Here is a 14,066-nt window from a genome sequence, read left to right on the forward strand (position 1 = left end):
ACTCAGGACGGAAAAACTAGGGACGTGTCAGTGAAGGGACGCTTTGTGGCCGCACTGTGGGGCCTGTTGTTGAGTGGCAGTGCCGTGGCAGCGGACTTCCTCGTGGAGGTGCGGGTGCAGGTGCAGCGGGGCTGCATGCTGGTCAGCCAGCAGCGCGAGGCGGGGGCGCAGGACCTCGGTCGGATCGACCTGGGCGCTGCCGCACGTCTGGATGGGCCTGGTGCGCCCTTGAGCGGGGTGCTGCTAAACCAGCGCCCACCGCGACTGGAATGCAACCCCGACACGCCCTACCAGGTACGTGTCGACGGTGGCCTGCACGGTGGTGCCGGTGAACTGCGCTTCTTGGCCAGTAGCGACGCCAGGGCCCGGCCGATTCCCTATCGCCTGTACCGCGACGCGGCCTGGCGCGAGCCTGTGGTCGTGGGCCAGCCCCACGCCGCACGTGTGCCGGACAGCGGTACGGTCGAACTGCCACTGTACGCCCGGATCGACAAGTTGGCCTGGGTGCCGCACGCCGGTACGTATGCCGACTTGCTCAAAGTCACGGTCACCTGGTAGCGAGCCACCATGCACAAGGACGTCACGCCATGAACCGTACATCCATTCTGTTGCTCAGCCTGGGCCCGCTGCTGTTGCCCAGTGGTGGGGCACATGGCACAACCACCGGCTTTATCCAGGCTCGTTTGGTGATCAGCGCAGCGTGCCAGATCAGCAGTGGCGACCAGCCCCCGGCCACGCTCGGCAACCCGGGGCTGATGGACTTCGGCGAGCGTGGTCCGAACTGGGACCAGCCGCTGCGCAGCCGGGTTGACGAGGCAGGCGGCGAGGGCAGCTTGCAGATCAGCTGCACGCCCCAGGTCAGGGCCTTCAATGTGCGCATCAACGGCGGCCTCAATGGCAGCGATGGCGTACGGCGGCTCAGCAATGGCCGTGAAATGATCCCTTATCAATTGGCGCTCGACCCAGGCGGCAATAGCCGTTATGGCATCGGCCAGGCGCGTGCCTTCACCATCAGCAGCACCGAACAGATTCCGATTCCCATCTTCGGCGTAGTGGTAGCGCAACCGCGTGCGCTGCCGGCCGGGCTGTACCGCGACACGCTTAGAGTGACTCTGGACTGGTAATTCACGCAAGGAGACCCCGATGCGAACGAACCTCACCCACTGGATGCTCGCTGGCCTTGGCCTGGCGATGGCATGCCACGCCCAGGCCGCTACGGTGACCGGGACCATCAGCTCCACCCTGACATTGACGTCGGCGTGCCAGGTCAATGGCACCACAGGCACCTCGGGGTTGAACTTCGGTACCCTCAGCTTCGGCACCCAAGAGGCGCTGTTCACCACCGCCAACGGTGAGGTGCTCGGTGGCGGCGGCGGTGCGATGAGCATCCTCTGCTCCGCAGGTACGGTGCCAGCCATTCGCGTGCGAGCGGGGGCCAACGACGGTGCATCGGATGGCGGCACCCGGGCGCTGGCAGACGGCAACGGCAACTTCGTGCCTTACGACTTCTATACCGACACCGGGCGCACCCAACTGTTGGACATCGACGGCACCATCACGCTGCCGATCAGCACCGGGGTTGCTCAGACCGTCAACCTCTACGGTCAGGCACGCGGCAAGGCGGGGCTGCCGGCAGGGGTATACACCGATACGGTGGCCGTCGAGCTGTCGTTCTGAGCCGCGGCCATGCGCTATTGGCTGGGTGGCTGCCTTGCAGGCCTGGGTGCGCTGCTGGCGACGCCACTGGATGCCGCAACCAGCAGCACCTTCCAGGTCACGGCGACGATCACCGCAGGCTGCCTGGTGGTGGGCGGCGTCACCCAGTATGGCGTGCTCGACTACGGGACGCAGTCGGCCTTGTCGACCGGGGTCCTCAGTACCTCATTGGGGGGCGCCACAGTGACCTTCCAGTGCACGCCCGGCGTGAGCCTGAGCATGAGCCTGGACGGTGGCCAGAACGTGGTGACCGGCACGCGCTTCCTCAAACGCAGCGGCGGCACGCAGCTGCTGGCCTACCAACTGTACCAGGACGCGGCCTACAGCCAGAGCATCGCAGTGGGCCAGAGCGTGACGCTGAACAACAGCGACCCGACGACGATCAAGCTGTCGGTGTATGGCCGCACGCAGCTCACCGGCCTTGTGCCGGCCGGGACTTACACCGACGTCGTGCAAGTGACGGTGACCTGGTGAAACACCGGGGCCCCTGACAATAAAATAAATCAAGGAGAGCGGTATGCGGGCAAGCGCGAAGTGGGCGCGGGGTTTGATCGGGTCATTGCTGCTGGCGAGCTTGCCGGCGGGGGCTGCCACCTCGGTGCTGATCTGGCCGATAGACCCGGTGCTGGAGGCTGACCAGAAGGCCGGCGCGCTGTGGCTGGAGAACCGTGGCAGCGCTCCGGCGAGCCTACAGGTGCGGGTTTTCGCCTGGCGTCAGGGCGACATGCAGGAGCAGTTCCAGGCCCAGCGGGAGATCATCGGCAGCCCGCCGGTAGCCACCATCGCCCCCGGCCAGAAACAACTGATCCGCCTGACCCGCACTGGCAGCTCACCGGCCGGCCAGGAGCAGGCTTACCGCATCATCATCGACGAAATTCCCTCGCCACTGCCCTCGGACAACGCCAGTCAGGGCGCTACCGCAGCCATCCGCCTGCAGATGCGCTACTCGGTACCGTTGTTCGTCTATGGCGAAGGCTTGTGGGGCAAGCCGGACCCGGAGGGCAAGCGCAGCGCCAGCGGCGTAGGCAAGCCGCAACTGAGCTGGCGGCCGGTGACGGTGCAGGGCAAACCCTATGTAGAACTGCGCAACACCGGCCCGGTGCATGCCCGGCTGACCGATGTGGTGGTGCAGCAGGGCGGCCAGGCAAGGCCACTGGCCGAGGGGCTGCTTGGGTATGTATTGCCCGGGGCCAGCATGCGCTGGCCGGCACCGGTTGCACCGAACAGCAGTGGCGTACTCAAGGGCAGGGTGAACGGTCAGGAGGTGGCCGAAGCGATCCGCCAAGGGCAATGAAACCACTATTGAATGAATGTCAGGGGCCAGGGAGGACCCGGCGATGGTCGGAATGCGTGTGTGAAATGGCTGTCGCAGGCGATGCGCCGCTGGTGCCTGGGGCTCGCGGTAATCGGCCCCGGCCTGGTGGTGGCCGACGAGCTGCCGCCGCCGCCCACCGAGGCCGCCGCCATTGCCGACGCCACACTGTATCTGGACCTGCTGGTGAACCAGGTGCCCAGGGCTGAGCTGGTGCCGGTGCAGCAGCGCGCCGGCGGGCTGTTCCTCGACAGCCAGGTGCTGCGCGCTGCCGGCATCGCCCTGCCGGGCAATCCGCAAGGCGAGGTGGCCCTGGATACCGTCGCGGGCCTGCACAGCGACTACGACAGCCAGAACCAGCGCCTGCTGCTGCAAGTGCCACCGGCCTGGCTCCCGGACCAGCAAGTCGGCGACCGTAACCTGTACCCGGCCAGCGATGCGCGCAGCAGTTTCGGCGCGTTGTTCAACTACGACCTGTACCTCAACGACACCGACGAGGGTGGCACTTACCTGGCTGCGTGGAATGAGCTGCGCCTGTTCGACAGCTGGGGCACCTTTGCCAGCACCGGCCAGTGGCGGCAGTCGTTCAACGGCGCCGCGGCCGACGACAGCCGCCAGGGTTTCCTGCGCTACGACACCACCTGGCGCTTCACCGACGAGCAGCGCCTGCTGACTTACGAAGCGGGCGACTTCGTCACCGGTGCGTTGCCCTGGACCAGTTCGGTGCGGGTAGGCGGCCTGCAGTTGTCGCGTGACTTTGCCGCCCGCCCTGACCTGGTCACTTATCCGTTGCCTGCTTTCGCGGGAGAGGCGGCGGTGCCGACCTCACTGGACCTGTTCATCAACGGCTACAAGTCCAGCACCGCCGAGTTGCAGCCAGGCCCCTACACCCTGACCAACGTGCCGTTCATCAACGGTGCCGGCGAGGCCGTGGTTGTTACCACCGATGCACTTGGGCGCCAGGTGTCCACCACGTTGCCGTTCTACGTCACCAGCAGCCTGCTGCAAAAAGGCCTTTCGGATTTCTCGATGGCCGCCGGCAGCCTGCGCCGAGACTATGCAGTGCGCGACTTCAGCTACGGGCCTGGTGTCGCCTCGGCCAGCCTGCGCCATGGCCTCAGCGATTTCTTTACCCTCGAAAGCCATATCGAAACCGCAGAATCGTTGCTGCTTGGCGGTTTGGGCGCGAATGTGCGCCTAGGCACGTTCGGTGTACTGAACGCTGCAATGGCGCAGAGCGAGTACGACGGCGAAAAGGGCCACCAGGTCGCCCTCGGCTATCAGTACAACAGCCAGCGCCTCGGTTTCAGCTATCAGCGCTTGCAGCGCCATGGTCATTACGCCGACCTGAGCCGGGTCGACAGCCCGGACATGCAATTGAGCCAGCGCAGCGAACAGGTCACCCTGAGCCTGAACCTCGACCGCTTCGGCAGCCTCGGCGCGGGCTACTTCGATGTGCGCGCCGGTGACGGCTCGCGCACCCGGCTGATCAACCTGAGCTGGAGCAAACCGCTGTGGGGCAACAGCAGTGTCTACCTGTCGGCCAACCGTGAGGTCGGCGACAGCCAGTGGGCGGTGCAGGCACAGTGGGTGATCCCGATCGACTTCAGCGGTACCCTTGCCGTGAGCATGGAACGCAGCAAGGAAGGCGAGGACCTGCAGCGGGTCAACTACAGCCGCGCGGTACCGGTGGGCGGCGGTGTTGGCTACAACCTTGGCTACGCCACCGCAGGTGATCGCGATGCCTACCGCCAGGCCGACGCCACCTGGCGCCTGCAGTCGGTGCAATTGCAGGCCGGCGTGTACGGCAGCAGCGGCGAAATGACCCGCTGGGCCGATGCCAGCGGCTCGCTGGTGTGGATGGACGCCGGGGTGTTTGCCGCCAACCGTATCGACGATGCCTTTGTGGTGGTCAGCACCGGCGGCTATGCCGATGTGCCCGTGCGTTACGAAAATCAGGAGATCGGCCGTACCGACCGCAACGGCCATTTGCTGGTGCCGTACAGCAGCGGCTACTACCGCGGCAAGTACGAGATCGACCCCATGGACCTGCCGCCCGATGTGCTCGCGGCGCAGGTGGAGCAGCGGGTAGCGGTGCGCCGTGGCAGCGGCTACTTGCTGGAGTTTCCGCTCAAGCGCGTGCTGGCGGCCAGCATCGAGCTGGTAGATGGCAACCAGCAGCCGCTCAAGCTGGGCAGTACGGTCAGCCACCGTGAAAGTGGCAGCCAGGCGGTGGTGGGTTGGGACGGGCTGGTGTATTTGGAGAACCTCTCAGCGCACAACCAGCTGCAGGTCGTGCTGGAGGGAGGAGAGCAGTGCCAGGTCGAGTTCGACTTGCCGCAGGCAGAAGGCTCGATCCCGTTGATCGGCCCGTTGGTGTGCCGATGAGGAGGGTATTGCGCGGCCTGTTGATCGCAATGCTATGGCTGCCGGTGGGTTCGGTCTGGGCGTTATGCTCGTCCGTCGCGCCCGCGCCAGCGGCGTTCGGTACCGTCAACTCAACGCTGGTGCGCACCGCCATCCAGAGTGCTTCCACCACCAATGCGGGTTTGCAGTGCACCGGTTCGTTGTTGTCCCTGCTGGTGAGCAGTGACCACTTCTATCTCACCATCACCTCAGCTACCAGCGGGCTGGTGGGACCGAGCGGGGATGTCATCCCTTATACGATCTATGCCAATAATACGACCAGCTACCCCATCACTCGCGGCGCGCAGTTCGATTTCGCCCGCAATGGCCTGATCGACGCCCTGGGCCTGCTCAATGGCAATTCCCCGAAGTCTGTGCCGCTGTATCTGAAAACGTCGGTTGGCGCCAACGTGGCCGCCGGCGTCTATACCGAGACGCTGAACCTTGCCTGGGTCTGGAACTATTGCTCGGGCATTGGCCTGGGCAATCTGTGCCTGGGGCGCGACACGGGCGCGGGGAACCAGACCCTCACGGTGACCCTGACGGTAAGTAATGATTGCCAGATCACAACGCCCACCATCAGCTTTGGCAGCGCACCGGTAGTGGCGGGGTTCGGCACGGTGAACCAGAGCGTGAACCTGTCCTGCACCAAGGGCAGTAGCTACACGGTCGGGCTGGATGACGGGCAGAACGCATCTGGCGGGCGTCGGAGGATGAAGTCTGCTGCCAACGACTACCTGGCCTACGACATCTTCAAGAGCGCGGGCGCGGTACGTTGGGGAGCAGTGGGTGGCGCGCGGCGTTCCAGCAGCGATGCCAATATCAACCCCGGGGCGGGGACTGGCACCGGTAGCCAGGTGTTCAACTACAACGCCAAGGTCTATACCGACCAGGCGACACCGCCGGCGGCGACCTATACCGACAATGTGATACTCGATGTGCAGTTTTGACCGGGTATGCCTGCGCCGGCCTCTTCGCGGGCTTGCCCCGCGAGAAGGCCGGCACTGATCAGCGCAAATCGTCAGCCATCTTCAGCAAGGTCTCCAGCACCGCCCCTGCCAATGCCTTGGACCGCTCTCCCGACCAGCCGGTCACCGGGTTGGGCGCATCGTCATGGTCCTTGAACGGCATCTCAAGGGTCAGCGACAGGCAGTCGTACGCCATGCCCACCGCATTGCACGCCAGTGTCGTATTGGCCTGCCCCGGCTCATCGCGGGTATAGCCATACTTGGTCTGGAAGTCAGGCGTAACGCTGCACAAGGTGCTGCGGAACTGCTCCTCAAGCTTGGCCAGGCGTGGCGTGTACCCCGGGTTACCCTCACACGCTGCGGTGAACACGTGCGGGATTTCTTCATCCCCATGCACATCGATGAACGCATCCACCCCGTACTGCTTCATCTGCGCCTGGGCAAAGAACACCTCCGGGCTAGCCTCGACGCTGGCATCCTGCCAGGCCCGGTTGAGGTCCTGGCCTTTGAAGTTGGTGCGCAGGTGGCCGAGGAAGGCGCCATCCGGGTTCATGTTTGCGATCAGGTACAGGTCAGCCTTGGCCAGCAATTGCTGGACGACGGCGTCATTGGCTTGAAGACGGTCGATCACCCCCTCCATGAACCACTCGGCCATGTGCTCGCCCGGGTGCTGCTGGGCGATCAGCCATAGCTTGCGTTTGCCTGCGGCCCCGTCGCCTGCGCGCAACAGCGGAATGTCGCGGCCCTGCACGCTGCGGCCATGGGCCAGCAGTTCGACACCGGGAATCTGCTGGGCACGCTCGATCAACTGGTTGTGGCGCGCACGTGGGTAGGGCTCGAAGTAGGCGAACCAGATCTGCTCCTGCTCGGCTTTCACTTCGAAGGCCAGTGCCTTGCCATCGAACTGGCTGGGCACACGGAACCAGGTTTGCTGGTCGTACGACGCCACGGCGTTGTAGCCGGCCCAGGCGTTCTTGTAGGAAGACTCGCTGGCGTTGTCCAGGCTGAAGCGATGGACCTGACCGGGCGTGAGGCCGCTGACCTTGAAGTGGAACCACTGGAAGTGGCCGCTGTGGGTGTCCGGGCGAATGGCCAGGTGGACCTGGGCAGGGTTACTGGCATCCAGGACCTGGATGTTGCCGGAATCGAAAGCGCAGTCGATCTGCAGAGGGGACAGCGTCACGGTCATTGGCGTGGCTCCTTGGGCTTTGTTGTGGGGGTACTGTACACCCCTCGTGGGGGAGGCTGTGTACAAAAAACATCACCCTCAATGATTTCCTATTGTTGGGAAGTTAATTGCAGGCTGATTAAGCAGTTGATAGATCGAACTGGAATGGGCGGGTCAGGACGGACTAGTACGATGTTGGGTTCAAGAATCCTACACGTTTTTAGGGTATTTCATTCAGTAATCCCGCTTGTGTGTATTGCCTGTGTGGGTTCGTATATGCATTGAAAAAATAGTGGAACGGTTAGGCGTGTTGGTCAGCGCCCTGTCGTCAGTAACCGGAGTGGGTGGCGTGCCTGCAAAAACTTCTTCCCTGTCGATTTTGCTCATTCTTATCAGTCTGCTGGGTGTATTCCCACTCGACGTCATTTTGCCTTCTGTTCCGCAGATGGCTGAGTATTTTGCAGTCGATACAAAGCGCATTGCCTATTCAGTGAGTTTATTTGCGCTGGGTGTGGCTTTATCCCAAGCGGTGATCGGCCCGCTTTCCGATTGTGTGGGAAGAAAACGCTTGCTGATCGCTGGGCTCTTGGTAGGCATCGCAGGGGCAATCGGCTGCATGCGCACCACTCACTATGAGACCTTCATGGTGTTTCGCCTGTTGCAGGCCATGGGCTGTGGCTGTTTCGTACTAAGCCAAGCGCTGGTGCAGGATAGTTACAGTGGCCAGCAGCGCAATGCGATGCGAATTCTTCTGACCAGTGCAAGCGGCGTCTTTATCGCGTTGTCGCCGTTAGCAGGCAGCGTGCTTCAGCAATATTGGGGGTGGCAGGGGAGTTTTCAGGCGTTTGTCATGCTGGCAGTGTTGGTACTCTTACTTTGTTTGATGTTATTGAATGAAAGTGGAGGCTCCCGCTATCGGGGAGGTTTTTTGCATGGCTATTGCCAGATTCTGAAAGATAGAAAGTTTCTTGTTTATTCGCTATTTTCCTGTTTGGCATTTTCTTGTCATTTTTCATTTGTTGTTGTGTCCCCCTTGTTGCTCATGGGCCCGCTAGGGTTGACGGAGTTCGCCTTCTCCATGGTGTTGCTCTTCTACGGATTGGCTTACATGGTCGGCGGTGTCATTGCCAATTCGCTGAATCGAAGTCTGAGTACACAGGTGCAGATTGGTTGTGGATTTGCACTGATAGGAACCGCTGGCGTAGCCCTGCATCTTGCCATTTCAAGCGGTGAACTGGTGCTCATCAATCTGGTGTTGCCATTAACGTTATGCACAATCGGCACGACGATCGTCCGCCCGGCTGCAACCACTTACGCACTCAGTCGGTATCCCGATCGCGCAGGGGCTGCTGCCTCGGTCAGCAACACTCTGCTCTTTGCGTGTGGTGGGTGCGTTAGCCTGCTGGTGGCGTCCTCAGGCGAGGAGAGTTTGGCAATGGGCCTGGCAGCGATTTTTATAGCCTCTTGCCTGTCAGGCTGGTTGCTACTTGCCTACGTGTCCGGGCCATTCGGACATCAGGCTTGATTTGGCAGAAATACCGGCTTTGCGTCCTGCCGACCCAGGCGGCTTACGCCCAGTAGCCAAACAGCACCAGCACCGCCACGCCTAGCCCTACCGCAATCGAACACCCACCCAACGAAATCGCCGCTCGCCCTTGCCGATACCAGCCATCGTGCCCCAGCTCCCTCGCTGGGGCGAGCAGGCTGCGCCAGCGCAGTTCGGTGTCATGGAAGGCTTGCAGGTGCGCTGCATCGGCGTCCAGCCAGCGTCGAAAATCAATGCGCTCGCAGGCGGTGGCCTCAGGGCTCTGCAGCCGTACATACCATTGGCTGGCAACGCTGGCCACAGCATCACCGTGCGGGCGGGCCGTTTGCAGAGCCTGGTTCATGTGCCGTTCGATGCTCAGCAAGGGCAAGTCGAGGCGCCTGGCGATGCTGGCGAAGTCCAGCTGGTCCAGGCGGTTGAGCAGGAACACTTGCTGAACGCGGCGTGGCAAGCGCTTGAGCCCGTGCAGCAGGGCATCCTCGGCGTCGTGGCCGGTAGCGGGCGTTGGGTGCTCAAAAGGCAGCAGCAGGCGGCTCATGGTCAGCTCCTTGCTCAAGAGTTGGGGTGGGGGCATCTTCCGTGATGCGAAACCAGATTAGTAGAAACGAGATTGATTCTCAAGTGCTGATTCCGCAAAGTTTTGTAATGAGCGTTCACGCCCTGAAACACTTTTGCTATCATCGCGGCCATCAACGATCTTCATTAGCCTGAAGAGCCAAAAAAAAGACCCGGCAAAAAGCCGGGTCAAAAACCGTGATTAGCCTGATGAGGAGATAATCTGAGAGCGACCTAAGCTCCAGGTTATCCAGCAGATCTCGCGATCAGCTGAGTGCAATAATAATCGTTATCATTTGGCAGTCAAATGATTTTTCACGTGTTCGCTGAAAAATATTGACCGAAGCACTTCCTGGGTCCCGGCAATCGGGGCCTTTGCCGTACCCGGCCACCACGTCTCTCCCTTTTTCGAACCTGTCTACCGACCGCCCTGTAGGGTGCGCTTGTGCTCCAAGAGCGCCCTGGCCATGTCCATCATGTGCATCAGTGCAAAGGTCAGCTCGCGGTGGCTGCCTTCCTGATGGGTGGCGGTTTCATGGGCGGTGGCGGCCGCGCAGCGCAGCAGCGCGATGGCGTGCTCCTGGGCCTGGTCTGCGGTGACGCCTTCGTGGAGTGTCCAGATCTTGTTGTCGATGCTGGGGCGCGGCGGGTTGGGGTTGAGGTAGTAGTCGAGGGCGCGGCGGGCTGCTTCGCTGTCGAGTTCTGTTTCGTCGTTTTTCGGTGGTTTCATCGCGATACCTTCTGATTTCCCTTCAAACACAATGAAATCAGAGCATAGGTCAATCTGTACTATTAATCCTGTCACAAATAATTCAGAGTGTGTATTGAAGCGGCTAATACAGTCCGTATTGTTGCCGCTCATGGAAAACTGGAACGCATTTCTCAAGCGCTACAAGCGCGAACATAATCTCAGCCAGCTCAAGCTGGCCGAACGTCTGGGCATGACTCAGGGCGGCGTGGGCCATTGGCTGCGTGGGACGCGGCGGCCAACGCTGATCACCATCAACGAGAAACTGGAAAAGCTCGGGTTGGTGTACCTGGAGGCCCAGGTCATGGTGGTTGAACGTGAGGTCAATGATCTCACGCGTGAATCCAGGGGCACCTACGGCCCCGCACGGCCTTTGTCGGTTGAGGCGCTGCGTTATGCAAGCTTCCGTTTCCCTGTGCTGAGCTGGGCTGATCTGCAGGGGCCTTTACCTGAAAAGAGCGACCTGCACGAACAGACTGACTATATGCCGGCGGGTAATGCATTTTGGCTGGCAGTGGAAAACGACTCGATGAACGCCGCCAGTGGCAAGAGCGTGCCGGAAGGTATGCGTATCCTGATCGATACGGGGCTCGAGGCGCAGCCGGGCAAGTTGGTGATTGCCAGGCAGCCGGGGCGCTTGGCGGTCTTGCGGCAATTGATCGAAGAGGGTGGGGAGCGGATGCTCAAGCCCCTGAATACCCGTTATCCGACGGTTTTGTGTGAGCCAGGGTGTGAGTTTCTCGGGGTGGTTGTGCGGGTGCACGGCACCTTCTAGATTGCCGGGGCTGCTGTGCAGCCCAATCGCCGGCAAGCCGGCTCCCACCGGGATTGCGCTGGCCATGTGTTAACGCAATTCTTGTGAGAGCCGGCTTGCTTGCATCACTCCACCAGTTCGACCAGCACTGTTCCTTCGCTGACCATATCCCCTTCCTGGCAAAACAACGCCTTCACCGTCCCGCCCTGCGGAGCGCGGATGCTGTGTTCCATTTTCATCGCCTCCAGCACCACCAGCGCAGTCCCTGCTTCCACCGCCTGGCCCGGCTCCACCAGTACCCGCACGATGCTGCCATTCATGGGCGCGCCCAGCCCGCCCTGATGGCTGTGGCTGGCTTCGGCCTCAGCGATCGGGTCAAAGGCCTCGATGGCATGCATTTCACCATCCCAGCGCAGGTATAGCGTGCCACCGCGGCGCACTGCCAGGTAACGCCTGCGCACGCCGCCTTGATCATGCCCGAGCTGTTCGCCGTCCAGCTGCCAGGCCAAAGTAGCACCGTGCTCAAGGGTAACTGCCTGGCTTTCGCCGCCGCTGCGTAAATGCAGGCTGCTGTGCGCTGGCAGGCCCAGGCGCAAACCCGTGCGCTCAGCCCAGGGGGAGCGTTCATCGTCGTCACGCTGATGCGGCGCCTGGCCCTGCAGCCAGGCTTCCCCTGCGGCTTGCCAGAAGCCTGCGGGCAATGGCTGCGGTACCGGCAGCAGTACCTCCTGATGACGTGGAATAAAGCCTGTATCCAGCTCGGCCGCCGCGAATGCGGGATGGGCGAGGATGCGGCGCAGGAAGGCAATGTTGGTCTTCAGCCCGCCGATGGCGAACTCGTCCAGCATCGCCAGCAAGCGCAGGCGTGCCTGTTCACGGTTTTCGCCCCAGGCGATCAGCTTGCCCAGCATGGGGTCATAAAAGGATGAGACCTGGTCTCCCTCGCTTACCCCGCTGTCCACCCGGCGACCTTCGCCTGGTGCCGACTCGCGGTACAGCGTCAGGGTGCCTGTGGCCGGCAGAAACTCATTGGCCGGGTCTTCGGCATACAGGCGCACCTCGATGGCATGGCCGATCAGCGGCACCTGCGCCTGGGTAATCGGCAGCGGCTCGCCGCAGGCGACGCGGATCTGCCAGGCCACCAGGTCCAGGCCGGTGATAGCTTCGGTCACCGGGTGCTCTACCTGCAGGCGGGTATTCATCTCCATGAAGAAGAACTCGCCACGGGCATCGAGCAGAAACTCCACGGTGCCGGCACCGACATAACCGATGGCCTGGGCGGCGCGCACCGCCGCTTCGCCCATGGCCCGCCGCAATTCAGGGGAGAGCCCCGGCGCAGGCGCTTCCTCGACCACTTTCTGATGGCGGCGCTGGATCGAGCAGTCGCGCTCATTAAGGTACAGGCAGTTGCCGTGCTGATCGGCGAACACCTGGATCTCGACGTGGCGGGGCTTGAGCACGTACTTTTCCACCAGCATGCGCGCATCGCCGAACGACGACTGCGCTTCACGCTGGGCCGAGGCGAAGGCATCGGCCAGCTGGCTTTCTTCCTCCACCACTTTCATGCCCTTGCCGCCGCCCCCGGCGCTGGCCTTGAGCAGCACCGGGTAGCCGATGCGCTCGGCGGCGGCGCGGAAGGTTTCCAGGTCCTGGGCGTCGCCGTGGTAACCCGGCACCAGCGGTACGCCGGCCGCTTCCATCAGCGCCTTGGCTGCCGATTTGCTGCCCATTGCATCAATGGCGCTGGCCGGCGGGCCAAGGAAAATCAGCCCGGCGTCCTCGATGGCTCGGGCAAACCCTGCGTTTTCCGAAAGAAAGCCGTAGCCTGGGTGAATGGCCTGGGCGCCGCTGGCTTTGGCCGCAGCGAGCAATTTGTCGATCACCAGGTAACTGTCAGCGGCTTTGCTGCCACCCAGGTCGACACGGATATCCGCTTCGCGGCTGTGGCGGGCATCGCGGTCGGTGGCGCTGTGCACGGCCACGGTGGTCAGGCCCATGGCCTTGGCGGTGCGCATCACCCGGCAGGCGATTTCGCCACGGTTGGCGACCAGCAGCGTGGTCAATGGCGGGCGGCTCATGGGCGCGGCTCCTTGTTGGGCTCGGTTTGCCAGGCGGGGCGACGTTTTTCCAGGAAGGCGCGCAGGCCCTCCTGGCCTTCGGCGCTGACACGGATACGGGCAATGGCGTTTTCACAGTAGCGGCGCAGGGCAGGGCTGAGCTCACCGTCATCGACTTCGCGCAGCAGGTCCTTGGTGGCGCGCAGTGCCTGCGGGCTGTTTTGCAAGAGGTTGTCCACCCAGGCCTGTACCTGCACTTGCAGCTCACTGGCCGGGTACACCTCTGCCAACAGCCCCAGTTCCCGGGCCCGTACGCCGCTGAAGCGTTCGGCGGTCAGGGCATAACGGCGCGCGGTACGCTCACCGATGGCCTTGACCACGAACGGGCTGATCACCGCCGGGGCCAGGCCAATGCGCACTTCGGACAGGCACAGCTGTGCATCCTCGGCGCCGATGGCCATGTCGCAGCAACTGATCAACCCCAGGGCGCCGCCAAAGGCCGCGCCTTGCACCACGGCCAGGGTGGGTACCTTCAAGCGGTGCAGGGCGTACATCAGTTCGCCCAGTTCACGGGCGTCATCGAGGTTGGTGTTGAAGTCCAGCTGTGCCGATTGCTGCATCCACGCCAGGTCTGCGCCGGCGCTGAAATGGCGGCCACGGCCGCGCAGCAGCATGAAGCGCAGGCTGGCGTCGTCGGCCAGCTGGCCGAGGGCGACGATCAGCTCGCGGATCATCTGTGCATTGAAGGCGTTGTTCTTGTCCTCGCGGCTCAGCCACAGGGTGGCGAAGCCGCGCGGGTCGCGGATTACTTCGAGGGTGCTGAAATCGCTCATGGG

Annotated in this window: 14 protein-coding genes; 9 read left to right on the forward strand and 5 right to left on the reverse strand. The window is 62.7% G+C overall.

Translation table 11 applies throughout. The features are described from left to right. Positions 1 to 30: 30 nt before the first annotated feature. The 7 genes from ACMGF5_RS17635 to ACMGF5_RS17665 all read left to right on the forward strand — a co-directional run bounded on the left by ACMGF5_RS17635 (position 31) and on the right by ACMGF5_RS17665 (position 6,384). Positions 31 to 558, forward strand: a complete 528-nt coding sequence (locus ACMGF5_RS17635; protein ID WP_119688620.1) for a spore coat U domain-containing protein — start codon at positions 31 to 33, stop codon at positions 556 to 558. A gap of 29 nt (positions 559 to 587) precedes the next feature. Next, positions 588 to 1,124, forward strand: a complete 537-nt coding sequence (locus ACMGF5_RS17640; RefSeq protein ID WP_039602589.1) for a spore coat U domain-containing protein — start codon at positions 588 to 590, stop codon at positions 1,122 to 1,124. A 19-nt stretch (positions 1,125 to 1,143) separates the two neighbouring features. Next, on the forward strand, positions 1,144 to 1,677 hold the full coding sequence (locus ACMGF5_RS17645) for a spore coat U domain-containing protein (protein ID WP_414157006.1): 534 nt from the start codon (positions 1,144 to 1,146) through the stop codon (positions 1,675 to 1,677). A 9-nt stretch (positions 1,678 to 1,686) separates the two neighbouring features. Next, positions 1,687 to 2,190 (forward strand): spore coat U domain-containing protein, encoded by a 504-nt coding sequence (locus ACMGF5_RS17650; protein WP_115275341.1) that lies wholly within the window; start codon positions 1,687 to 1,689, stop codon positions 2,188 to 2,190. 43 nt (positions 2,191 to 2,233) lie between these two features. Continuing rightward, positions 2,234 to 3,010: a molecular chaperone gene (locus ACMGF5_RS17655; RefSeq protein WP_115275340.1), complete on the forward strand. Its 777-nt coding sequence runs from the start codon at positions 2,234 to 2,236 to the stop codon at positions 3,008 to 3,010. An 81-nt stretch (positions 3,011 to 3,091) separates the two neighbouring features. Further along, positions 3,092 to 5,416, forward strand: a complete 2,325-nt coding sequence (locus ACMGF5_RS17660) for a fimbria/pilus outer membrane usher protein (RefSeq protein WP_414157865.1) — start codon at positions 3,092 to 3,094, stop codon at positions 5,414 to 5,416. Then, positions 5,413 to 6,384, forward strand: coding sequence for a spore coat U domain-containing protein (locus ACMGF5_RS17665; protein WP_414157007.1), 972 nt, complete (start codon positions 5,413 to 5,415; stop codon positions 6,382 to 6,384). Before ACMGF5_RS17660 ends, ACMGF5_RS17665 begins: the two co-directional genes overlap by 4 nt. Before the next feature lie 58 nt (positions 6,385 to 6,442). On the opposite strand, the gene ACMGF5_RS17670 is transcribed toward ACMGF5_RS17665, so the two are convergent. Further along, positions 6,443 to 7,591, reverse strand: coding sequence for a M14-type cytosolic carboxypeptidase (locus ACMGF5_RS17670; RefSeq protein WP_161872319.1), 1,149 nt, complete (start codon positions 7,589 to 7,591; stop codon positions 6,443 to 6,445). Between the two features lie 328 nt (positions 7,592 to 7,919). On the opposite strand from ACMGF5_RS17670, the gene ACMGF5_RS17675 reads away from it, so the two are divergent. Next, positions 7,920 to 9,095 carry an MFS transporter gene (locus ACMGF5_RS17675; protein WP_414157866.1) on the forward strand — a complete coding sequence of 392 codons (1,176 nt, stop codon included), beginning with the start codon at positions 7,920 to 7,922 and terminating at the stop codon, positions 9,093 to 9,095. A 43-nt stretch (positions 9,096 to 9,138) separates the two neighbouring features. Here the strand turns inward: ACMGF5_RS17675 and ACMGF5_RS17680 are convergent, their stop codons facing one another. Together ACMGF5_RS17680 and ACMGF5_RS17685 are read right to left on the reverse strand one after the other, a co-directional pair. Beyond that, on the reverse strand, positions 9,139 to 9,654 hold the full coding sequence (locus ACMGF5_RS17680; protein WP_414157008.1) for a DUF4880 domain-containing protein: 516 nt from the start codon (positions 9,652 to 9,654) through the stop codon (positions 9,139 to 9,141). A 435-nt stretch (positions 9,655 to 10,089) separates the two neighbouring features. Continuing rightward, positions 10,090 to 10,401: a DUF6124 family protein gene (locus ACMGF5_RS17685; RefSeq protein ID WP_012313708.1), complete on the reverse strand. Its 312-nt coding sequence runs from the start codon at positions 10,399 to 10,401 to the stop codon at positions 10,090 to 10,092. Between the two features lie 130 nt (positions 10,402 to 10,531). Here ACMGF5_RS17685 and ACMGF5_RS17690 point away from each other — a divergent pair, with 130 nt between their 5' ends. After that, positions 10,532 to 11,194, forward strand: coding sequence for a LexA family protein (locus ACMGF5_RS17690; RefSeq protein ID WP_115275336.1), 663 nt, complete (start codon positions 10,532 to 10,534; stop codon positions 11,192 to 11,194). A 104-nt stretch (positions 11,195 to 11,298) separates the two neighbouring features. On the opposite strand, the gene ACMGF5_RS17695 is transcribed toward ACMGF5_RS17690, so the two are convergent. Together ACMGF5_RS17695 and ACMGF5_RS17700 are read right to left on the reverse strand one after the other, a co-directional pair. After that, the gene (locus ACMGF5_RS17695; RefSeq protein ID WP_414157009.1) at positions 11,299 to 13,251 is read right to left on the reverse strand and encodes a biotin carboxylase N-terminal domain-containing protein; all 1,953 of its coding nucleotides are present in this window, start codon (positions 13,249 to 13,251) and stop codon (positions 11,299 to 11,301) included. Then, positions 13,248 to 14,063, reverse strand: coding sequence for a gamma-carboxygeranoyl-CoA hydratase (locus ACMGF5_RS17700; protein WP_161872316.1), 816 nt, complete (start codon positions 14,061 to 14,063; stop codon positions 13,248 to 13,250). Before ACMGF5_RS17700 ends, ACMGF5_RS17695 begins: the two co-directional genes overlap by 4 nt. Positions 14,064 to 14,066: the final 3 nt, after the last annotated feature.

The sequence above is a fragment of the Pseudomonas sp. BNK-15 genome (genome assembly GCF_047456105.1).
Classification (GTDB): Bacteria; Pseudomonadota; Gammaproteobacteria; order Pseudomonadales; family Pseudomonadaceae; genus Aquipseudomonas; species Aquipseudomonas putida_E.

Coding starts and splice junctions, on each gene's coding strand:
- ACMGF5_RS17640 (WP_039602589.1), top strand. CDS start 588: ATGAACCGTACATCCATTCTGTTGCTCAGCCTGGGCCCGCTGCTGTTG.
- ACMGF5_RS17645 (WP_414157006.1), top strand. CDS start 1,144: ATGCGAACGAACCTCACCCACTGGATGCTCGCTGGCCTTGGCCTGGCG.
- ACMGF5_RS17650 (WP_115275341.1), top strand. CDS start 1,687: ATGCGCTATTGGCTGGGTGGCTGCCTTGCAGGCCTGGGTGCGCTGCTG.
- ACMGF5_RS17655 (WP_115275340.1), top strand. CDS start 2,234: ATGCGGGCAAGCGCGAAGTGGGCGCGGGGTTTGATCGGGTCATTGCTG.
- ACMGF5_RS17660 (WP_414157865.1), top strand. CDS start 3,092: ATGCGCCGCTGGTGCCTGGGGCTCGCGGTAATCGGCCCCGGCCTGGTG.
- ACMGF5_RS17665 (WP_414157007.1), top strand. CDS start 5,413: ATGAGGAGGGTATTGCGCGGCCTGTTGATCGCAATGCTATGGCTGCCG.
- ACMGF5_RS17670 (WP_161872319.1), bottom strand. CDS start 7,591: ATGACCGTGACGCTGTCCCCTCTGCAGATCGACTGCGCTTTCGATTCC.
- ACMGF5_RS17680 (WP_414157008.1), bottom strand. CDS start 9,654: ATGAGCCGCCTGCTGCTGCCTTTTGAGCACCCAACGCCCGCTACCGGC.
- ACMGF5_RS17685 (WP_012313708.1), bottom strand. CDS start 10,401: ATGAAACCACCGAAAAACGACGAAACAGAACTCGACAGCGAAGCAGCC.
- ACMGF5_RS17690 (WP_115275336.1), top strand. CDS start 10,532: ATGGAAAACTGGAACGCATTTCTCAAGCGCTACAAGCGCGAACATAAT.
- ACMGF5_RS17695 (WP_414157009.1), bottom strand. CDS start 13,251: ATGAGCCGCCCGCCATTGACCACGCTGCTGGTCGCCAACCGTGGCGAA.
- ACMGF5_RS17700 (WP_161872316.1), bottom strand. CDS start 14,063: ATGAGCGATTTCAGCACCCTCGAAGTAATCCGCGACCCGCGCGGCTTC.